The 21,209-nt window shown below is 54.4% G+C and carries 21 protein-coding genes; 11 read left to right on the forward strand and 10 right to left on the reverse strand.

Going from position 1 to position 21,209, the window contains the following annotated elements; translation table 11 throughout:
• Positions 1-38: 38 nt before the first annotated feature.
• The 7 genes from hpxK to A0G03_RS16740 all read right to left on the reverse strand — a co-directional run bounded on the left by hpxK (position 39) and on the right by A0G03_RS16740 (position 6,901).
• Positions 39-1,301: an allantoate amidohydrolase gene (gene hpxK / locus A0G03_RS16710; RefSeq protein WP_048261895.1), complete on the reverse strand. Its 1,263-nt coding sequence runs from the start codon at positions 1,299-1,301 to the stop codon at positions 39-41.
• On the reverse strand, positions 1,298-2,542 hold the full coding sequence (locus tag A0G03_RS16715; RefSeq protein WP_039293317.1) for a pyridoxal-phosphate-dependent aminotransferase family protein: 1,245 nt from the start codon (positions 2,540-2,542) through the stop codon (positions 1,298-1,300). Before A0G03_RS16715 ends, hpxK begins: the two co-directional genes overlap by 4 nt.
• Positions 2,543-2,591: 49 nt before the next feature.
• A complete protein-coding gene (locus tag A0G03_RS16720) occupies positions 2,592-3,335 on the reverse strand; it encodes an amino acid ABC transporter ATP-binding protein (protein WP_011094997.1) in 744 nt (247 codons plus the stop codon).
• Positions 3,316-3,969, reverse strand: coding sequence for an amino acid ABC transporter permease (locus A0G03_RS16725; protein WP_011094998.1), 654 nt, complete (start codon positions 3,967-3,969; stop codon positions 3,316-3,318). Before A0G03_RS16725 ends, A0G03_RS16720 begins: the two co-directional genes overlap by 20 nt.
• Entirely contained in the window at positions 3,966-4,634 is a 669-nt protein-coding gene (locus tag A0G03_RS16730) for an amino acid ABC transporter permease (RefSeq protein WP_011094999.1), read from the reverse strand. The genes A0G03_RS16725 and A0G03_RS16730 overlap by 4 nt, the downstream gene beginning before the upstream one ends.
• Before the next feature lie 12 nt (positions 4,635-4,646).
• Positions 4,647-5,432, reverse strand: coding sequence for a transporter substrate-binding domain-containing protein (locus A0G03_RS16735; RefSeq protein ID WP_048261957.1), 786 nt, complete (start codon positions 5,430-5,432; stop codon positions 4,647-4,649).
• A 629-nt stretch (positions 5,433-6,061) separates the two neighbouring features.
• Positions 6,062-6,901, reverse strand: coding sequence for a MurR/RpiR family transcriptional regulator (locus tag A0G03_RS16740; protein ID WP_048261898.1), 840 nt, complete (start codon positions 6,899-6,901; stop codon positions 6,062-6,064).
• Between the two features lie 191 nt (positions 6,902-7,092).
• Here A0G03_RS16740 and A0G03_RS16745 point away from each other — a divergent pair, with 191 nt between their 5' ends.
• From A0G03_RS16745 to hpxZ, 4 genes are read left to right on the forward strand one after another with little or no spacing between them, the layout of a single operon-like run.
• Positions 7,093-8,679, forward strand: a complete 1,587-nt coding sequence (locus tag A0G03_RS16745) for a gamma-glutamyltransferase family protein (RefSeq protein WP_048261899.1) — start codon at positions 7,093-7,095, stop codon at positions 8,677-8,679.
• Between the two features lie 25 nt (positions 8,680-8,704).
• A complete protein-coding gene (hpxX, locus tag A0G03_RS16750) occupies positions 8,705-8,896 on the forward strand; it encodes an oxalurate catabolism protein HpxX (RefSeq protein ID WP_048261902.1) in 192 nt (63 codons plus the stop codon).
• Positions 8,893-10,311, forward strand: coding sequence for an AtzE family amidohydrolase (locus A0G03_RS16755; protein WP_048261904.1), 1,419 nt, complete (start codon positions 8,893-8,895; stop codon positions 10,309-10,311). The genes hpxX and A0G03_RS16755 overlap by 4 nt, the downstream gene beginning before the upstream one ends.
• The gene (hpxZ, locus tag A0G03_RS16760; RefSeq protein WP_048261905.1) at positions 10,301-10,687 is read left to right on the forward strand and encodes an oxalurate catabolism protein HpxZ; all 387 of its coding nucleotides are present in this window, start codon (positions 10,301-10,303) and stop codon (positions 10,685-10,687) included. The genes A0G03_RS16755 and hpxZ overlap by 11 nt, the downstream gene beginning before the upstream one ends.
• A 45-nt stretch (positions 10,688-10,732) precedes the next feature.
• Here hpxZ and A0G03_RS16765 read toward each other — a convergent pair whose 3' ends face one another.
• Positions 10,733-11,125 (reverse strand): VOC family protein, encoded by a 393-nt coding sequence (locus tag A0G03_RS16765; protein ID WP_048261907.1) that lies wholly within the window; start codon positions 11,123-11,125, stop codon positions 10,733-10,735.
• A gap of 669 nt (positions 11,126-11,794) precedes the next feature.
• Here A0G03_RS16765 and proV point away from each other — a divergent pair.
• The 3 genes from proV to proX all read left to right on the forward strand — a co-directional run bounded on the left by proV (position 11,795) and on the right by proX (position 15,592).
• A complete protein-coding gene (gene proV, locus A0G03_RS16770) occupies positions 11,795-12,997 on the forward strand; it encodes a glycine betaine/L-proline ABC transporter ATP-binding protein ProV (RefSeq protein ID WP_048261909.1) in 1,203 nt (400 codons plus the stop codon).
• Positions 12,990-14,273 carry a glycine betaine/L-proline ABC transporter permease ProW gene (gene proW, locus A0G03_RS16775; RefSeq protein WP_048261911.1) on the forward strand — a complete coding sequence of 428 codons (1,284 nt, stop codon included), beginning with the start codon at positions 12,990-12,992 and terminating at the stop codon, positions 14,271-14,273. Before proV ends, proW begins: the two co-directional genes overlap by 8 nt.
• A 314-nt stretch (positions 14,274-14,587) precedes the next feature.
• Positions 14,588-15,592: a glycine betaine/L-proline ABC transporter substrate-binding protein ProX gene (proX, locus tag A0G03_RS16785; RefSeq protein ID WP_048261913.1), complete on the forward strand. Its 1,005-nt coding sequence runs from the start codon at positions 14,588-14,590 to the stop codon at positions 15,590-15,592.
• A 102-nt stretch (positions 15,593-15,694) separates the two neighbouring features.
• On the opposite strand, the gene A0G03_RS16790 is transcribed toward proX, so the two are convergent.
• Complete coding sequence (locus A0G03_RS16790) at positions 15,695-16,585, reverse strand: alpha/beta fold hydrolase (protein WP_048261915.1); 891 nt, start codon at positions 16,583-16,585, stop codon at positions 15,695-15,697.
• Positions 16,586-16,675: 90 nt separating this feature from the next.
• On the opposite strand from A0G03_RS16790, the gene A0G03_RS16795 reads away from it, so the two are divergent.
• A complete protein-coding gene (locus A0G03_RS16795; protein WP_048261917.1) occupies positions 16,676-17,257 on the forward strand; it encodes a CGNR zinc finger domain-containing protein in 582 nt (193 codons plus the stop codon).
• Between the two features lie 136 nt (positions 17,258-17,393).
• On the opposite strand, the gene A0G03_RS16800 is transcribed toward A0G03_RS16795, so the two are convergent.
• A complete protein-coding gene (locus A0G03_RS16800) occupies positions 17,394-18,554 on the reverse strand; it encodes a lactonase family protein (RefSeq protein ID WP_048261920.1) in 1,161 nt (386 codons plus the stop codon).
• Between the two features lie 169 nt (positions 18,555-18,723).
• Here A0G03_RS16800 and A0G03_RS16805 point away from each other — a divergent pair, with 169 nt between their 5' ends.
• From A0G03_RS16805 to ygaH, 3 genes are all read left to right on the forward strand, one after another.
• Complete coding sequence (locus A0G03_RS16805) at positions 18,724-19,944, forward strand: MFS transporter (protein WP_048261922.1); 1,221 nt, start codon at positions 18,724-18,726, stop codon at positions 19,942-19,944.
• Positions 19,945-20,113: 169 nt separating this feature from the next.
• On the forward strand, positions 20,114-20,845 hold the full coding sequence (locus A0G03_RS16810) for an AzlC family ABC transporter permease (protein ID WP_048261924.1): 732 nt from the start codon (positions 20,114-20,116) through the stop codon (positions 20,843-20,845).
• A complete protein-coding gene (gene ygaH / locus A0G03_RS16815; protein ID WP_048261926.1) occupies positions 20,842-21,183 on the forward strand; it encodes an L-valine transporter subunit YgaH in 342 nt (113 codons plus the stop codon). The genes A0G03_RS16810 and ygaH overlap by 4 nt, the downstream gene beginning before the upstream one ends.
• The last annotated feature ends 26 nt before the right edge of the window (positions 21,184-21,209 follow it).

Below are 21,209 nucleotides of genomic sequence, written 5' to 3' on the forward strand. Positions count from 1 at the left end.
TGCCGCCGTCGTCGGTGAGGTGATAGTTGCGGTGGGCGTTACCGTGCTGATGCGTGATGAAACACCATCTGATAGAGCGCCTGTAGTGCCAGCGCCACATCCGCCGTGATAACCGATTCGTCGGGATGATGGCTGATACCGCCGCGACAGCGGACAAAAAGCATCGCCACCGGCCAGCGCTCGGCAATCGCGATGGCATCATGCCCCGCACCGCTCGGCAGCATCAGCGTTTTCCCCTGTACCTGCGCCACCGCCTCGTTTAATGCCGACTGCAACGCGGGATCGCAGCGGGTTGCTGCAATACGATAATACTCTTCGGCGCTGAACTGGCAGCCGCGCTGGTGCGCGATAGCCTGTGCTAGCGTCAGGAGTTTTTGTAGCAACGCATCCAGCGGCGCATCCTCCGGCCCGCGAATATCCAGCGTCATCTTCACTTCACCGGGGATCACGTTTGCCGCACCCGGTAAGCATTGCAGCGTGCCAAACGTAGCGACCAAATGAGGATCGCTTTCCCGCGTCACCCGTTCTGCCTGTGCCATCCAGTCAGCGGCCGCCACCAGCGCATCCTGCCGCTGCGTCATCGGCACCGTTCCTGCGTGCCCCGCCAGACCGAGGAACGTGCAGTTGAGCCGCCGCGCCCCGTTGATTGCCGTAACCACACCTAGCGCCAGATCCTGCTGTTCCAGACACGGCCCCTGTTCAATGTGCAGTTCCAAATAAGCGACGATGTCACTGACCGGACGTGCCGCCTGCGCCACCTGAAGCGGATCCAGCCCCGCGATGGTCAATGCCTGCGCCACGCTGGTACCTTCCGTATCCTCACACGCTAGCCAATTTTCCGGCCAGGTGCCCGTCAAGCCTCGGCTACCCAGCAGGGTAATGCCAAAACGTGTGCCTTCCTCATCGCCGAAGCCGACGATTTCCAGCGCCACGGGCAACCGGATTCCCTGCTGATGAAACGTGCGTACCACTTCAATCGCCGTTAATACGCCCAGCATGCCGTCGTAGCGTCCGGCATTGCGCACCGTGTCCAGATGCGAACCCAGCAGCAGCGCCGGTGCATCCGGCGTCAGCCCGTCATAACGACCACAAATATTGCCCACGCTGTCCTGCCAGACGTTCATTCCAGCTTCGCGCATCCACTCCCCCACCTGCATATTGGCATGCAGGTGTTCCAGCGACAGGTAGACGCGAGTTAGTTGACCGGGCGTTTCGCTCATTTCAGCCAGCGCATCGCAGCGCGACATAATCAGTTCAGCGGCAGCCTGTGCAACAGCAGGTGACAGTAGAGGTTCACTCATGCACGCTCCTCGTTCGCCGCATAGCTGTTCCAGGCGGCCTGCATAGCCTCGCCCTGCACGGTGCGGAAGCCAAGACGGTTCAGCACCGCCTCCAGTGCAGTTAACGTTTGCATCACGCAGTCTTTACGTGCGTTGTAACCCATGGTGCCAATACGCCAGATTTTGCCCTGAAGCGGGCCAAACGAAGTGCCGATCTCAATAGCAAAGTCTTCCAACAGTAGCTTACGAACCTGCTCGCCGTGAACGCCGTCAGGAATCACCACGCCCAGTACGTTATTCATTTTGTGGCTAAGATCGCCAAAGGTTTCCAGCCCCATACCCTGAATCCCTGCCACCAGCGCATTACCATGTAGCGCATGGCGGACAATGCTGCGATCCAGCCCTTCTTCGAGGATCACCCGCGCGCACTCGCGTGCAGCAAACAACATGCTTGTCGCTTCGGTATGGTGATTCAGGCGCTCCGGCCCCCAGTAATCCATCACCATGCCCAGATCGAAATAGTTGGAATAGATCATCTCGTCGTCACCGTCCTGATGCGCGTCGGTTCTGATCCCCTGCTCGACGCATTTACGGCGGCGGATCACCGCTTCCATTTGCGGACTGAGCGTGATCGGCGAACTACCAGACGGCCCGCCCAGACACTTCTGCAATCCAGCGGAAACGGCATCCAAACCCCATTTATCGGTTTCCAGCGGATTACCGCCGAAAGACGCCGTCGCATCGGTATAGAACAGCACGCCGTGGCGGCGGCAAATCTCGCCCAGCGCCTCCAGCGGCTGCAACATGGTGGTCGACGTATCGCCCTGCACCGTCAGCAAGAGACGCGGGCGCACCGTTTTGATCGCATCTTCGATCTGGTCAGGCGAGAACACCTCACCCCACGGCACTTCAATGGTATGAACCTCGGCACGACAGCGGCGGGCAATCTCACACAGCAAATGACCAAAACGACCAAACACCGGTACCAACACCTTATCGCCAGGGCGGATTGCCGACAGCAGAATCGCTTCGATGCCGGCACGCGAGGTGCCGTCCACCAGCATCGTCCAGCGGTTCTCCGTGCGGAAAAGCTGGCGATAGAGTTCCATGACCTGATTCATATAATGGGTCATCGCGGGGTCATACTGACCAACCAGTTGGCTGGCCATTGCCCGTAATACGCGCGGATCGGCGTTGATCGGCCCCGGCCCCATCAGTAAGCGATGAGGGGGGTTAATTTGCGCGTACAGTTCGCTGCTCATGGTTATTGCTCCAGACTTTTGTTTCGACTTACACACTCGAAAAGCGTCATTACGCTTCCGATAATCCTCGGACCGAGGCGATAAACTGTTTCAACTCGCGGGTCTGCGGGTTAGCAAACAGCGTTTTACTGTCGCCCTGCTCCCAGACTGTGCCCTGATGCATAAACACCACGCGATCGCCCACTTCACGGGCAAAATTCATTTCATGCGTGACCAGAATCAGCGTCATGCCTTCTGCGGCAAGCTGTTCCAGCACCTTCAACACTTCGCCGACGAGTTCAGGATCGAGTGCCGATGTAATTTCGTCACACAGCAGGACTTTTGGATTCATCGCCAATGCACGGGCAATGGCGACTCGCTGCTGCTGACCGCCCGACAGATTGCCGGGATAATAATGAAGGCGTTCGCCCAGCCCGACTTTGTTGAGCATCTGTTCGCCTAACGCCTGACACTCCGCCGCGCTTTTACCCAGCACGCGGCGCGGTGCCAGCATCACGTTTTCCAGCGCCGTCATGTGCGGGAACAGATTGAAGTTCTGGAACACCATCCCGACCGAGCGGCTGATTTCCCGCGCCTGCGAATCCCTGTCGGTGACCGTCACCCCGCCCAGCTTGATGCTGCCGTCCTGATAACCTTCCAGACCGTTCATGCAGCGCAGTAGCGTGCTCTTACCCGAGCCGCTACGCCCGATGATCGAAATGACCTCACCCATTTCGATATCCAGATCCACCCCTTTCAGGACATGGTTCTGACCGTAATATTTTTGAACCTGATTAATGGTGATGAGCGGCATTGAATTTCTTCTCCAGATAGCGGCTGTAGTAAGAGAGCGGATAGCACATCAGGAAATAGCCCAGCGCCACCAATCCGAACACTTTAAACGGCTGATAGGTGACGTTATTCAACATGGTTCCCGCTTTGGTCAGTTCAATAAACCCGATGATCGACGCCAGCGCGGTGCCTTTGATCACCTGCACAGAGAACCCAACGGTAGGCGCGATAGCGATACGCATCGCCTGCGGCGCAATCACCCGATAGAGCGTCTGACCGAAATCCAGTCCGAGACAGCGCGACGCTTCCCACTGCCCCTTCGGTAACGCTTCCACACTGCCGCACCAGATATCCACCAGAAAAGCGCTGGTAAATAGCGTCAGCGCCAATGCTGCTGCCGTCCAGGGGCTTACATCAATACCGAACAACGCCAGCCCGAAAAACGCGAGAAACAGCTGCATCAGCAGCGGCGTGCCCTGAAATAACTCGGAATACAGATGGACAAAGCGCGTCGCCCATTTGCGCTTGGTCAGCCGCAATAGCATGAGCGGAAACGTCACCAGCGCACCGCCGATGAAGGCTGTCAGTGACAATAACAGCGTCCAACGCGCCGCCAGCAGCAGGTTGCGCACAATATCCCAGTCGGTAAATGTCATGATTGCTGACTCCCTAAGAAACGCCGACCCGCTAGCAGTAAGAGTTGCCGCATCAGAACCGATAGCACGAGGTAACACAGCGTGGTCGCCAGATACACTTCAAAGCTCAGAAACGTACGGGACTGAATCAGGTTGGCGGCAAAGGTCAGTTCCTCGTAGGAAACCTGCGACACCACCGACGATCCCAGCATGACGATGATGCATTGGCTGACCAGCGCCGGATAAATCCGCTGAAGCGCGGGTGGCAAAATCACGCGCAGAAAAGTCTGCATCCGCGTCAGTCCCAACACACGAGCGGCTTCCCACTGACCTTTTGGCGTTACCTGAATCCCCGCACGAATAATCTCTGTGCTGTATGCGCCAAGATTAATCAACATCGCTAACAGCGCAGCCTCCCCGGCCGTCAGTTTCCAACCCAAACTCGGCAAGCCGAAGACGATAAAGAACAGCTGAACCACAAACGGCGTATTGCGAATCAGCTCGACGTAGATCCCCCACAGCCGACTCAGCAGGGTGGGCTTGCCGCTACGCAAAGCCGCACCACAGATACCGATGGCGATGCCGCCGAGGGTTGCCATTACTGTCAGCTCAATGGTGACCCACAGCCCCGCCAGCAGCTCAGGCCAGAACGGCAACAGTGCGGAAAAATTAAGCTGATAGGTCATGGCGCGCTCCTGTTACGCTTTGATGCTGGCTGGCAACGGCGCTTTCAGCCATTTTTCCGACAGGCTATTGAGCGTCTCGTCTTTCAACGCCTGTTCGATCAGCGCATCGACTTTCGCTTTCAGTGCAGGTTCGTCTTTCTTCATCCCGATGTAGCACGGCGAATCCTTCAGCATAAACTTCGCGACAGGCGCTTTTGTCGGGTTCTGCTCAGCGATGGCGGCGACAACCAAGTTGCCCGTGGCGACAAATTCCACCAGCCCTGACAGATACGCCGACAGCGTGGTGTTGTTATCTTCGTAGCGCTTAATCTGTGCGGCCTTCGGTGCCGTTTCCGTCAGGACCATATCTTCTACCGCACCGCGTGTGACGCCGATACTCTTCCCTTCCAACGCTTCTGACGAGGCTAACGCGCTGTCTTTCGGTCCGAATACACCTAAAAAGAACGGCGCATAGGCGCGACTAAAATCGATCACTTTTTCACGCTCGGCATTTTTGCCCAGGCTGGAGATCACCAGATCGACCTTGTTGGTTTGCAGATACGGCACGCGGTTGGCGCTGGTTACCGGAACCAGTTGCAACGTTAGTTTCATCTCTTTCGCCAGATAGCGGGCGATATCGATGTCATAGCCCTGCGGTTGCAGATCGGTGCCGACCGATCCAAACGGTGGGAAATCCTGCGGTACTGCGACACGCAGCACACCGCGCTTCTCGATATCCTGCAACTGATCGGCCATCACGCTACCGGCCTGAACCAGTAACATTGCCGCACCCATCACCGCCAGTAACCCTTTTTTGATGCCCAGCTTATTGATCAACATCGTCTCTGCCCCCGGTTAGTGTAATTGAAACGAAAGATTCTTTAAAAACAAAAATTGAAACTATCGTTACAGATACTAAGCAAGGAGCATGCCAGATTCCATTTACGCTTTTTGTGCTGTTGGTTATGAGAAAACACCATAAGGAGTCAGAGAGTTTTTCTAAAACATGGGATAGCTATGAATATGATTATGGATATGCAATATCTGTGAAAAATTTCGTGCGTGATTGCAGAGAGATAATTTATGCAACTCATGCACCACGCCCGACGTAGGGCTGCTCAATCGCCGCAGCCCTACGAACCCTGGCTTTCGGCGTGAATTATGCCGCTGCGCGGTACATTCGAAACGCGTGTCATCCTGTCGAACCGCCTGTGACGCGCTCCCGACGCGGCACAGGCTTTCGCAGCGTCCATGCTGCTCATTCGGGATGCCCCACGTTTCTCATCATAATTTTTTACGCCTATGAACAGATAACAACGAGAAACAATCCACAGCGCTGCGTCACAAAAATAATCCAGAGCTATCACGCCAGAAACAAGCCATATGACAGATAAGAACACCAATTAATTCGCACCATTAAAGTGCAACAGCACCACACTAACGCACCATTAGCGTTGCTCTAACTCATCCAGTTCACCATAAAGATCCGCGATCTGATGGATGCGTTGGCGTCCATCGCGCAGCATTTCATGCAATAACGCATTGCTGATCACATTCACCAAACTCATGGCAGACGAATAGCTGTCAAACGCCGATACGCTGTCCAGCGGAACGCACAGCGACCAGGTTGCCAATGGCATCAGCGCGCTCACCTGAGGTTCGCAGAGCAGCAGCACAGGCACACCGCGTTTTTGCAGCTGTGCTAGCAGCGGTTGAATCAGGCGTGGACGGCGGCGAAAAGCCACCACAATCACGACATCCTGCGCAGTGAGATCGACCAACTCTTCGGATAGCGTCTGCCCCGGCTGCGTCAGCAGCGTGACCTGTTGGCGAATCTGAAGCAGTTGTTGGCGTAGGTGCAGCGCGACCGGATAGCTGTTGCGTAGCCCAATCAGACACAGGCGCTGCGTCTGCATCAGCGCCTGGATCACGGCACCAAACTGTACGGGATCAATCTGGTTTATCCACTGCGTCAGGTTCGCCATTTCCTGCTTGTAATGCCGAGCAAGCAACGTATTCCCCTGCACCGCATCACGGTTATCCGCCAGCGGCATCCCACTCTGGCGCAGCGTTCTCAGTTCATCGCGCATGTCACGGTAGCTGGGGTAGCCCAGTCGTTTGAACAAGCGGCTGACGGTCGCTTTGGAAGCGCCGCTCAGCCGCGCCAGCTCGGCGCTGTTGTAGCTAATCAGATCGTCAAAATGATCGAAGATGAAATCCGCGACACGCTGTTCTTGCGGTGAAAGCTCACTATAGCGATCCCGCAATCGTTCATCTATTTGCATCATCGTCTCTCGTCCATTGCGCGTGCTGTAACGTTTGTTTCATTGCGCAGAACATAGCACAGGATTGTCAGGATGATACAGGCACGCATTCCGACACACATATGGACTTCCCATCGCACCGAAAAACTGGAACGCCGTTTGCTTATAGCTAGGGTTAATAGAACTCATCACCCTACATAAAAAGGAATATCGAAATGATGCAAAGTAATACCGCCCCGCTAGGCATGGCGGTGGCACCTCATCATTTAGCCAGCGCCAGCGCCTTGGCTGTTCTGCGCGAAGGCGGCAACGCCATTGAAGCCATGGTCGCTGCGGCGGCAACCATTGCCGTGGTGTACCCACATATGAACGGGATTGGCGGCGACGGCTTCTGGCTGATTGTGCCGCCACGCGGCGAACCTGTCGCGATTGATGCCAGCGGCGCTGCGGGATCGCTGGCCTGCCGCGAGTGGTATCGGGGTGAGAGCCGTATTCCGCATCGAGGCCCGAAAGCGGCGCTGACAGTCGCGGGTACTGTCGGCGGCTGGCAGGAAGCGTTGGCATTATCTCAAGAGCTGGGAGGAGAACCGCTACCGCTCGCTCGCTTGCTGTCTGACGCAATTCGCTATGCGGCGGACGGCATTCCCGTCACGCAATCGCAGGAAGATGCGCTCACCCAGCGCTATCACGAACTGAGCGATTTTCCGGCCTTTAACCAACTCTTTATGCCGCAGGGAAATATCCCGCGCGCGGGTAGCCGTTTCACGCAGCCCGACTTAGCCGATACCTTAACGACGCTGAGCATTGAAGGGCTGGACAGCTTTTATCGCGGCTCTGTCGCCGCACGGCTGTCGGCGCAGATGACGCAGCTCGGGATGCCACTGACGGCCGACGATTTGGCGAGCTACCGCGCCAAGCGAACAACGCCGCTGGTGCTAAAACACAGTAAAGGCGATATCTACAATCTCGCGCCACCGACGCAGGGTCTGGTGTCCCTCGCGATCCTCGGCCTGACCGATCATTTAGACATGGAAGATCTGAGCGATAGCCAGACGATCCATCGTATTGTCGAATCGACCAAGCTGGCGTTTGGCCTGCGTGACCGCTTCATTACCGATCCCAAACTGATGACGCAAAATGTTCAGGCGCTGCTGGAAAACGATGCGCTTGGTGCACTGGCGCGACAGGTCGATACGCGAAAAGCCGCATCGTGGGGAGAAGGCAAAGGCCCCGGAGACACCGTATGGATGGGCGTATGCGACAGCAGCGGCCTGTGCGTCTCTTTCATTCAAAGCATTTACCACGAATTCGGCAGCGGTGTTGTGCTACCGGGAACTGGCGTGCTCTGGCAGAACCGCGGTGCCTCATTCAGCCTCGATCCGGCACATCTGCTGGCGTTAGAACCGGGCAAACAGCCTTTTCATACCTTAAACCCCGCCGCCGCACGTTTATCCGACGGACGCACGATGGTCTACGGCTCGATGGGCGGAGACGGACAACCACAGACGCAGGCGGCCATCTTTATCCGTCACGTCCAGCAAGGGCTACCGCTGCAACAGGCGATTACCGCTCCACGCTGGTTGCTGGGTCGCACCTGGGGACAATCCTCCGACACACTGAAGATCGAAGATCGCTTTAAACCCGCCACCATAGATGCATTGCGTCAGCTAGGACACGACGTCGAGCTGTTGAGCAGCTTTAGCGAAACCGTCGGCCATGCGGGTGCCATCGTGCGCCACACCAACGGCATGCTGGAAGGCGCTTTCGATCCACGCAGCAACGGCAGCGCGGCAGGCTTTTAGTCCTACTTAACCGAGAGAAAACAGAATGACGATGATCGAACAAGACGCACTGACAGTGTATCTGCAACAGATGGAAACGCTGCTATCTCTGCAACTCAGCCAGGAACGACGTCAGGAACTGCTGGTGCAATTCAGCCGTATCCACGCCATGGCACAGCCGTTGATGGAATTTCCCCTTGATGAGCATCAGGACATTGCTGGCGTTTATACGCTATGAGTTTATATGCTAAGCGCACGTCCTCATCATTATCTATCCGGCAGATTCAGCAAGGCTTGCAGGCTGGAACGTTCTCCGCCAAAGAGCTTGCACAGCAGGCACTAGCCGCGATTGAGCAAACCAATCCTACGATTAATGCTTATACCCATGTCACCGGCGAACGCATGTTGGCAGAAGCAGAGCGTATCGACACATACCGTCAACGTGGGGAAACCTTACCCGCGCTGGCCGGTGTGCCTTATGCCGTAAAGAACCTGTTTGATGTCAGCGGCGAAACCACGCTGGCGGGTGCCGAGCTTTTCAGCCAGAGACCGCCCGCTACGCAAGATGCCTTTGCCATCCGTCAGCTTGCCAGTCAGGGTGCGCTGCTGTCCGGCATGTTGAATATGGATGCCTATGCCTACGGCTTTACCACCGAGAACAGCCATTATGGCCCCACGCGTAACCCGCTCGACACGCAGCGTATTGCCGGAGGGTCGTCCGGCGGATCGGCGGCATCTGTCGCCGCAGGGTTGGTTAACTTCACGCTGGGCAGCGACACCAATGGCTCGATCCGCGTGCCGTCGTCGCTATGCGGCATTTTCGGGCTGAAGCCGACATTTGGCCGTTTATCACGCCACGGTAGCCACCCGTTTGTCGCCAGCCTCGACCACATTGGTCCGCTCGCCCGTAGCACAGACGATCTGGCACTGGTGTTCGATGCACTACAAGGTCGCGACAAGCACGATCGTTTTCAGGCCGAGCGTGAAACGCAGCATACCGCCCAACAGCTGGAAGCAGGCAGCGATGGACTACGCTATGCCGTGCTTGATGGCTACTTTTCCACATGGAGTAGCGAGGAGGCAAAAGCCGCCGTCTGCCAGATCGCACAGGCGCTGGGCGCACAGGACAGCCTGACGTTAACCGATGCCGCGCTGGCACGCAGCGCCGCCTTTATTCTGTCAGCCAGTGAAGGAGGAAATCAGTATTTGCCCGACTTACGCACTCAGTCTGAGCGTTTTGAGCCACTGTCACGCGAGCGGCTGCTGGCTGGGGCGATGATCCCCGCCGTCTGGTATGTGCAAGCCCAGCGCTTCCGTAACTATTTTCGTCAACAGACACTGGCGTTGTTTGAACACACCGACCTGCTGATTGCCCCCGCGACGCCCTGCTCCGCCACACTCATTGGGCAGGAAACCATGCGTATTAATGATACTGACCTGCCCGTCCGCGCCAGCATGGGGATGCTGACACAGCCGATCTCTTTCGTCGGGCTGCCCGTCGTAACGGTGCCGGTAGCAACCGCCAGCGGCCTGCCGATAGGTATTCAGATTATTGCCGCACCGTGGCGTGAGGATCTTTGTCTGCGGACGGCGTGGGCGCTTGAGCAGCAGGGAATAACCTATACCCTAAGAGGAAAGAAATATGTTGCCTGATGATGTCAACCAAGCGGATGTGCTGGCCGATGTGACTGCCGCGTTCTATCGCTACGAAAAAGCCTTAACCGGTAACGACGTTGCGGTGCTAGATGAGTTGTTCTGGCACGATGAAAAAACGGTGCGCTACGGTGCGGGAGAAAATCTGTACGGGATCGAGGAAATCCGCGCCTTTCGCCTCGCTCGTCCCTCTGCCGGTCTGGACAGAGCCCTGCGTAATACGGTCATCACGACCTACGGTCATGATATGGCCGTCGCTAGCACCGAGTTTACCCGCACAGGCAGCACGAAGATTGGCCGCCAAATGCAGACCTGGGTTAAAATGACCGAAGGCTGGCGTATTGTCGCCGCCCACGTCAGCGTGATGAGCGAGTGACAAAGGGGAATTTCCCCCTATCACCACGTCCACATAATTCGGCGTTCAAGGCTGGCGGTGATACACCGCTTCAATATTGTATCCATCCGGGTCGCGCACGAATGCAGCGTAATAATCCTGATGATAATTCGGACGCAGCCCCGGCGGCCCATTATCTATGCCACCCACCGCAATAGCGGCAGCAAAAAAAGCATCCACACGCTCTCGCGAGGCGGCGCTGAAAGCAAAGTGCACCGCCGGGCAAGGCTCACCCTTTGACTGATAAATCCAGAATTCGCCACCGGGATCGCTTGACTGCCCATATCCTTCCGTCACCGCAAAACTGACGGCAAACGACATGTCCTTAATCAGTGTGTAACCCAATGGTTCAAGCGCCGCTGCATAGAATTGTCGGCTACGGGCAATATCCCGTACTGGTATGCTCAGGTGATCTAACACGATGGCCTCTTTCGATAGTCGTTATGGATGATATTTAACCATCATAACCCTATATTTTATCTGGATAACACGATCGCGATCGGCAAAATGCACATGCACGATAGCGCACGAAGCATTTCACCAAATTGGTACAGCATCTCGACTTTATTACGCTGCAAAAATGAAGAATATATTATTCAGAACACTCTTATTTATTGGTGGGAATTAACACAATCATTTCACCCATTATATCTTTGCTATACTGTATAAAATACCGACAGATATCATAAGTAAAAAATGTACCTGCGTCGGCCTATTTGAGTGTCTATAAGCCCAAAAACGTGATTTATTTATCATATTATTCGATTAGTGGAATTCACTATAAATAGCGATTTATCCACAATCAGAAAAGGTTATATCAGCCGCAAATTCAATATGTAAAAACCAGCAGGTAACGTACTGTTATAAAAAGAATTACCCTTCAAGATAAAAATCACAAAGATCACATAAATCATGAAGATAACATAGCAATAATCGCGTTGTCGCTCTGGCTAATATTCGCCTAGCGAGAGGCGGCGCTGGGGCAATAAAGGGTTGTCTCAGAATCTGAGTATGATAGGGTAGATTATGTTTAATCATTATCAGGGTTAGGTTATAGAATTATAAACGACACAGGAAAACAATAATTTCATGGCAATTAAACTTGAAGTAAAGAATCTTTATAAGATATTTGGCGAGCACCCAGACAGAGCATTTAAACTGATTGATAAAGGCCTGAGTAAAGATCAGGTATTTGAAAAAACAGGGCTTACTGTCGGGGTAAAAGATGCCAGTCTGGCCATTGAAGAAGGCGAGATATTTGTCATCATGGGATTATCCGGTTCCGGCAAATCAACCATGGTACGCCTTCTCAATCGTCTGATCGAACCCACTCGGGGTCAGGTGCTGATCGACGGTGAGGATATCTCCAGGATATCTGATACCGCGCTGCGCGACGTGCGCCGCAAGAAGATCAGTATGGTGTTCCAATCCTTTGCGCTCATGCCGCATCTGAATATCCTCAACAATACCGCGTTTGGTATGGAACTGGCTGGCGTGCCGAAAGCAGAGCGTGAGCAAAAAGCGCTGGATGCGTTGCAGCAGGTTGGGCTTGAAGCCTACGCGGCGTCTTATCCAGATGAGCTGTCTGGCGGGATGCGGCAGCGTGTAGGTCTGGCCCGTGCGTTAGCAAATGACCCCGATATCCTGTTGATGGATGAGGCATTCTCCGCACTCGATCCGCTAATCCGTACTGAAATGCAGGATGAGTTAGTCAAACTCCAGTCCCGTCATCAACGCACTATCGTCTTTATCTCGCACGATCTGGATGAAGCGATGCGCATCGGTGACCGGATTGCCATCATGCACGGCGGTGAAGTGATTCAGGTCGGTACGCCCGATGAGATCCTGAATAACCCAGCCAATGACTATGTGCGCACCTTTTTCCGCGGTGTCGATATCAGCCACGTGTTTAGCGCCAAAGATATCGCCCGTCGTCGCCCAGTCACCTTAATTCGTAAAACCCCCGGCGTAGGACCGCGTTCCGCGCTGAAAATCCTTCAGGACGAAGACCGTGATTACGGCTACGTACTGGAAGGGGGGAAACGCTTCATTGGCATCGTGTCTATTGATTCACTGAAGCAGGCGCTGAAAGAACAGCAACCGCTGGAACAGGCGTTACTGCCCGAACCTGCTCCCGTGCCCGCAGATATGTCACTCAACGAGCTGATTTCTCAGGTCGCACAGGCTCCCTGTGCCGTCCCTGTCGTCGGCGAAAACCATGAGTACATTGGCATCATTTCCAAAGGAATGTTGCTTCAGGCACTGGATAAGGAAGGAGTGACCAATGAGTAAATCAACACCGAATCCGTGGGACAACACCACGGCACAAAATCAGCCTGCCGACCAAAACGCAACGCCTGAGCAGGGTAATAGCGCCGCGCAAAGCGATCCGTGGGCAACCAGCACGCAGAACGCGCCTGCCGATCACGCGGCTGATAGTTCTACAGCAGCACAACACGGTTCAACGCCTGACAGCGCATCGCAAAGCGATCCTTGGTCTACCGCCGCGCCTGCTCAAGATGCACCGGCTAACGGCAGCGATGCCTGGAGCAGTGCTCCGGCTCCCGATGGTTCTACCGATGCGGCCCATCAGGCTGCGCAATCCGGCAGTGACTGGTTAAACAGCGCGGCTCCTGCGACACCCGAGCATTTCAATCTGCTCGATCCGTTTAAGGACACACTAATTCCGCTGGATAGTTGGGTCACCCACGGTATCGACTGGGTTGTGCTGCACTTCAGACCGATCTTCCAGGGCATTCGCGTGCCGGTCGATTTTATTCTGGGCGGCTTCCAACAGTTTCTGCTGGGAATGCCTGCGCCGATTGCAATCCTGGTGTTTTCACTGATTGCCTGGCAGATGTCCAGCCTCGGCATGGGCGTAGCAACCCTACTGTCGCTGATTGCGATTGGCGCGATTGGTGCCTGGTCACAGGCCATGATTACGTTAGCGCTGGTGCTGACCGCGCTGTTCTTCTGCGTGCTCATCGGGCTCCCCATGGGGATCTGGCTGGCGCGTAGCGAACGAGCCGCGAAGTTTATCCGGCCACTGCTCGATGCCATGCAGACCACACCCGCGTTCGTCTATCTGGTGCCTATCGTCATGCTGTTCGGTATAGGTAACGTGCCGGGTGTCGTGGTAACGATTATCTTCGCCCTGCCACCGATTATTCGCTTAACGATTCTGGGGATTCGTCAGGTGCCCGCCGATCTGGTTGAAGCCGCTGAATCATTCGGTGCCAGCCCGCGCCAGATGCTGTTTAAGGTTCAGCTCCCGCTGGCCATGCCGACCATCATGGCCGGTGTTAACCAGACGCTGATGCTGGCGCTGTCGATGGTGGTTATCGCCTCGATGATCGCCGTAGGTGGTTTAGGCCAGATGGTACTACGCGGTATTGGCCGTCTGGATATGGGTCTGGCTGCCGTCGGTGGCGTCGGGATTGTTATTCTGGCCATTATTCTTGACCGTCTCACACAGTCTCTGGGGCGCGATCGTCGCAGCAAGGGCAATAAAAGCTGGTACGCCAGCGGCCCAATCGGCCTGCTGACCCGCCCTTTCATCAAGCAGTAACGCTCGTCCCGCTTGTCTGGCCAATGTCAGACAAGCGGCGACATTCACTACTCGTTTTATCCACACGTTAATTTTATTAGCAACACTTACCATTTACCCTAAATAATTCGAGTTTCAGGCAGGCGGCAAGGGAAGGCATCCCGATGAGCTTACAGAGGTAAGTGATTCGGGTGACTGACAAATCTGCCAAAGGCAGATTTGAACGCTGCTTGCAGCGGCCCCTACGGGGCGAGGTACACGCAAGTGTCCCGAGTAACGCAGCCAACGCACATGCAACTTGAAGTATGACGGGTATAAAGACAGAGGGAATCATGATGCCAAACACCAAACTTTGGGCCGCCGCCCTGACTACCGCACTGTTGAGTACGCAGGTTTACGCCGCTGACACCGCGCAGCCGGGTAAAGGTATTTCCGTTATTCCGGTTCAAAGCACCATCTCCGAGGAAACGTTCCAGACGCTGCTGGTCAGCCGCGCGTTGGAAAAGCTGGGCTATGACGTGCAAACGCCTCGTGAAGTGGACTACAACGTCGCTTACACCTCGATTGCTTCCGGCGATGCGACATTTATCGCGGTTAACTGGGATCCGCTACACGCAGACCAATATAAAGCGGCTGGCGGGGACGCGAAATTCTACCGTCAGGGTGAATATGTCTCCGGTGCCGCTCAGGGTTACCTGATCGACAAGAAAACGGCTGAAAAATACAAAATCACCAATATTGCGCAGCTAAAAGATCCGAAAATTGCCAAGATTTTTGATACCAATGGCGACGGCAAAGCCGATCTTACGGGCTGTACGCCGGGCTGGGGATGTGAAGCGGCCATCAACCATCACCTTCCCGCCTATGGCTTAACCAACACGGTCGAGCACAATCAGGGGAACTATGCGGCGATGATCGCCGATACCATTACCCGCTACAAAGAAGGCAAGCCGATTCTTTACTACACCTGGACGCCGTACTGGGTCAGTGATGTGCTGGTTCCGGGCCGTGACGTAGTCTGGTTACAGGTGCCTTTCTCTTCTCAACCGGGTGAAATGAAAGATGTCAGCACCAAGCTGCCAAACGGTGCCGACTATGGCTTCCCCGTTAACACCATGAAGATTGCCGCGAACAAAGCGTGGGCCGAGAAAAACCCCGCAGCGGCGAAGCTGTTCGCCATCATGAAGTTGCCGATTGCCGATGTGAATGCGCAGAACCTGCGTATGCATGAAGGTCAGGGTTCACAGAAAGATATCGAACGTCATGTTGATGGCTGGATCAAAGCCCACCAGCAGCTGTTTGATGGCTGGGTGAAAACCGCCGCCGATGCTGCGAAATAATCCCCTATAGACGAGCGCCCTTTCTAACAAAAGGGCGCTCATTTTCTCCGTTCTCGAAACAACACTTTCCCCGCTGACACCTCACCAAACCCAATCAGAAAATCATTTTATATTGTCGTCCAGGAATGCGTGGATTACGGGGATGATGTCGTTTCCATGCGTTTCTAAAGCAAAGTGCCCGGTATCGTAGAAACGGATATCAGCATGGGGAATATCCCGCTTCCACGCTTCCGCACCGGCAGGTAAAAAGTAAGGATCATGGCGGCCCCAGACAGCAAGCAGCGGCGGTTGCTGCTCACGGAAGTAAGTCTGGAATTCAGGATAACGCTGAACATTGGAGGCGTAGTCCAGTAGCAGATCCAGTTGAATATCAGCATTGCCTGGACGGGACACGTGCAGACCTTCAAGAGTGTATCCATCGGGGGAGACAAGGCTGGTATCACTTACGCCTTCTAAATATTGCCATTTCACAGAGGCTGCGGTCGGAAAATCATGAAGGGCAGCACGATTCTCTGCCGTCGGTGATTGCCAATACCGTCTGATCGCATCCCATCCTTGCGCCAAACCCTCTTCATAAGCATTACCGTTCTGCGAAATAATTGCCGTGATGCGATCGGGATGAGCCGTAGCAAGACGCCATCCAACCGGTGCACCATAGTCATGAACCATGATCGCATAACGCGGGAGCTTCAGCTGTTCAGTGAACTGCTCGATCGTCTTCGCCAGATTATCAAACGTATAGTCATACTCATCGCTTCCCGGCGATTCCGTGAAACCGAAGGACGGCAGATCGGGAGCAATCACGTGATAATTATCAGCAAGTAACGGAATCAGTTCTCGAAACATGTACGAGGATGCAGCAAATCCATGCAGTAGCAAAATGCTGGGTGATGATGGCTTTCCTGCTTCACGATAGAAAATATTGACGTTACCCACCTGCTCATAGCGATAGTGGACTTGGGTCTCGGGTGTCGTTGCTATATCAGTATTCACAGTCTTTTTCCTTTGTAACCTATAAAGTGGTCACTTGAAGGTTACAGATAATTAGTGTAACCTGTCAATATCATTTTAAGGGTTACATCAATGCACACATCACCGATAACTCAGCCCCACTTTCTCGCGAACAATCTCGCGTTGGACCTCATCAACAGTGCATTTGGAACAGGAAGCGAATACCACGACTGTTTGACGGATGACGCAAGTGTCATCGCATGGCTTAAAGCGGCGAAGCAACTACCTGAAAATTTTACAGATACGCCGACCGGCCTGATTAATGAAGCTCTGGCATTGCGTCAGGCAATGGTTCAGACAATAGAGGCCGTCCGATCGGGTAAGGAATATCACCCTGAACAAATAAACCATATTCTTGATAGTGGACGGCCGGTAAGAATGCTGGAATGGGATAGTCAGCAAGCTGGTTTTAGCGTTGTTGAATGCAGGAGGGATAATAGCTGTGCCAGCTTACTCGAACCGATAGCAATGGCGTTCGCTGCTCTGATTTCCGGATCTGAGGTAAAATATATTCGCCAGTGTGAGGCACACGACTGTACCTTGTTCTTTCTGGATACCACCAAATCACATCGTCGGCGATGGTGCAGCATGGCGCTCTGTGGCAACAGAATGAAAGTCGCGGCATTCCGCTCGCGTAAGCAGGAAGCAGACTGATAAGGGGAAATGAACGTTCACGCTGACCATGAGAAAACGTCAAAAGTACACGTTATACGTCCGGTAGAGGCATTCTTCCTTCTTTCTACTACGCCCCTTTCCAGCGAAAGGGGCGTTTTTTATTGCTGAAGGGCAATTACGGCAGTTTAACGATTTCGACCCAGTTCGCGCCTTTTCCGGTCGGGTAGTGCCCTACTCGCACTAAATCTCCGTTGTCCTGATTGATGCGGTACACCGACAGCGACGTCGATTTTTCACCGCTGGCGATCAGGAATTTCCCGCTTGGATCGATCTGGATACCGCGCGGCTGCGTTTCCGTTGGATAGCGCGTAATGTATTTCAGCTGACCCGTTTTCGGTTCAACCCGCAGCAGCGTAATCGTGCTTTTGGTGCGTTCCGATACGTACAGGAATTTTCCATTTGGCGTCAGACGTAAATCGGCACTCCAGATTTGTGGTCGGCTATCGGCGTTCTTTTTATCCGGCGTGATCGTTCCCGCTCTCATCCCTGCCTCGGCCGGAATGGTGTCGGTGTAATCCAACAGCGTAAGCTGCCCTGTCTTTTCATCCAACGCCAGACGAGCGACTTTACCGGATAATTCGTTGCTCACGTAGAGCGTTTTATTATCGGGTGATAACACCAGATGGCGCGGCCCATTTCCTTCAGGCAGTTTAATTTCGGCTGGCTCATTCGGCGTCAACGTTCCCGTTTTCGCATCAAACCGGAACTGTACAATTTGGTCGCTGCCGAGATTGCTGGCAAAGACGAACTTATTTTTTCGATCGGCAATAATGCTGTGCGCTTTCTCGCCTGTCGGCACCACGGTGACCGCACTCGCGTTCACCTTGCCGTCTTTATCAATGCCATTAACCGCGATTTTATTGCCACCATACGAGGCGCTGAACAGCCATTTCCCCGTAAGATCCGTCGAGATGTAGGCCATGCTGTCCGGTAATTCCGCTTTGCCTAATGGGCTCAATACACCGCTCTTGGCGTCGATTTTATAGCTGACCGCCGAGTAGGGGATGCCGCGCGTAGCAGCATAGAGGAACGATTTATCTGGGCTAACGGCTAACGGCATCACCTTCGCCCCAGCGGCCGCTTTCCCGATGGCGGTCAATTCGCCGCTTTGCGTATTAAGTGTGTAGACATCGATCGCGCCGTCAGTAGCAGCAGAGACGTAAACCGCCGTGACTGCCTGCGCCCCCATCGACCACAGTGCCGCTGCTGGCAGAAGTGCACATCCCATTAGCATTGCAATGCTGTTTTTCTTAAACACCTGATAATGCTTAAACATAATATCCCCTGTCGATAGTGTTATGACGCTGGGGATAAGCTAAATCAATCCCAGCAAAAGCGAAACATCTCCGTCATATTTAAGAAGCGGAAAGATATTCTGGCATCTCATTAGGCTCTGCCGGATACTATAGACTCTGCTTTTAACATCATATTAACGTTCAAACACTATGCCTCTTCAGCAACAATCTGCATCCTCTACACCACAACCAGGGCTTAGCCTGTCTTTGACCCTGATTATGTCTATCGCGACTGGCCTTGCCGTCGCCAGTAACTATTATGCCCAGCCGCTGCTGGAGACGATTGCCAGAGTCTTTGCGCTTTCCGTTAATCAGGCGGGATTCATTGTCACCGCCGCGCAGCTGGGTTATGCCGTTGGCCTGCTGTTTTTGGTGCCGCTGGGGGATATGTTTGAACGCCGGACGCTCATTGTCGGCATGACGCTACTCGCCGCAGGCGGGATGCTGATCACCGCTTCTGCGCCCACACTTTGGATAATGATTGCTGGCACGGCGTTAACCGGCTTGTTCTCCGTTGTCGCGCAGTTGCTGGTTCCTCTTGCCGCAACGCTGGCAACGCCGGAAACACGCGGCAAGGTCGTTGGCACGATCATGAGTGGCCTGCTACTGGGGATTCTGCTAGCGCGCACCGTCGCGGGTGCGCTGGCTTCACTCGGTGACTGGCGTACCGTTTACTGGGTTGCCAGCACGCTGATGGTCATCATGGCGCTGATTCTGTGGCGGGCATTGCCGCGTATTCCTCAGCAAAACACGCTGAACTACCCGCAGTTACTGGCCTCTATATTCCGCCTGTTCTCTGCAAATCCGCTGCTGCGCACGCGCGCAATCCTTGGCTGTCTGTCCTTTGCCAACTTCAGCATTCTGTGGACGTCGATGGCATTTCTGCTGGCTTCACCACCCTATGGTTATTCCGAAGGCGTTATCGGCCTGTTCGGGCTGGTCGGTGCCGCAGGCGCATTAGCAGCATCACGCGCTGGTCGTCTGGTCGATCAGGGCAAAGCCAAGCCGACCACCAGCGTTGGGATTATCCTGCTTTTGCTGTCGTGGGGCTTTATTGCGCTCGGTATTCATTCCGTGGCGGCGCTGCTCATTGGCATCATCGTACTGGATCTGGCGGTTCAGGGCGTGCACGTGACCAACCAGAGTGTGATTTACCGTATGATGCCCGACGCACGTAACCGACTGACGGCAGGCTATATGACCAGCTATTTCATCGGCGGTGCACTGGGATCGATCCTCTCTGCTTCGGCTTACCAGCAGTGGGGCTGGCTCGGCGTTTGTGCCGCAGGCAGCATTATCAGCCTGTTGAATCTGCTGGTGTGGTGGCGAAGTCATCATCACGAGACGCAGGAAGCGATGGCGGCGCTGTAACCGCGCTTATTTGCAACTGTCTCGATTGCAATCGTCTCATTCGAGACAGTTTCCCACGAGAAAGTTACGCACGAGATCATCACGCCCGTTCCGCAATAACGTGAAATTCCGGTAATGCTTTGCTAGTGTTACCGGTTAATTCCCTTTAAGTGCAAAAAATATCAAGCCAGTGAAGACATTAACCACATCTGCACCGACAAAATCGGCGTCTTTTAGCGAAGGCGTATTTGACAGCTTGCCGATTGTTATCGGCTATATGCCCGTAGCCTTCGCGTTTGGCATGAACGCCGTCAAGCTAGGATTTACCCCGCTGGAAGGCATTTTTCTTTCGTGCATCATTTACGCTGGTGCCAGCCAGTTCGTCATCACCGCCCTGCTTAGCGCAGGTATGTCCATCTGGGTAGCAGCGTTGACCGTCATGGCGATGGATATCCGCCATGTGCTCTATGGGCCTGCGTTACGGCATCGTATTGCACAACGTCTGCCAACCCGAAAAACTGCGCTGTGGGCGTTCGGCCTGACGGACGAAGTGTTTGCCGCGGCGGCCGCCCGGTTGGCGAAAGACAATCGACGTTGGTCAGAAGACTGGATGATGGGCGTGTCGCTTTTAGCCTGGCTCTCCTGGGTGCTTGGCACGGTGATCGGTGCTGTATTCGGTAACGGCCCGCTGGATGATTACCCTGCCGTCGAAGCCGCGCTGTCTTTCATGCTGCCTGCGCTTTTCCTGAGTTTTTTGCTCGCGTCCTTCAAGCGGAAACAGAGTCTGGTTGTGGCCTGCGCGCTAGGCGGCGCACTGCTTGGGCTGCTGCTTTCTTCTATCCCTGCCGCGATACTGCTCGGCATTCTCAGCGGCTGTCTGGCCTCACTGGTTAACCCCGCCACACCGCAGGTAAACATATGAGTACAGACGTTATTCTTATCGGGCTGATGGTCGGGATGGTGAACTATCTCTTCCGCTATCTGCCTCTGCGGCTGAGCGCCTCACGTGCTTCCGGTTCACTGCAACGCGGCAAAAAAGCCCTGTTGCTTGATAGCATTGGCATTGCCTCCATCTGCGCGCTGCTGATGGTTTCCAGCGTGCCAGATATTCTCGCGCATCACGAAAAGTTGCTGCCAACACTCGTAGGATTTATGACGCTGACCGTCTGCTTTTATAAAACCCGCAGCATCGTCTTATCTACGTTACTGGGAGCATTCTGCTACGGCATTGCGTTTAAACTGCTGGAATCCACAGTGTAAATTATCAAATAAGATTTTGATTTAAA

This window comes from Pectobacterium peruviense (assembly GCF_002847345.1).
Lineage (GTDB): Bacteria > Pseudomonadota > Gammaproteobacteria > Enterobacterales > Enterobacteriaceae > Pectobacterium > Pectobacterium peruviense.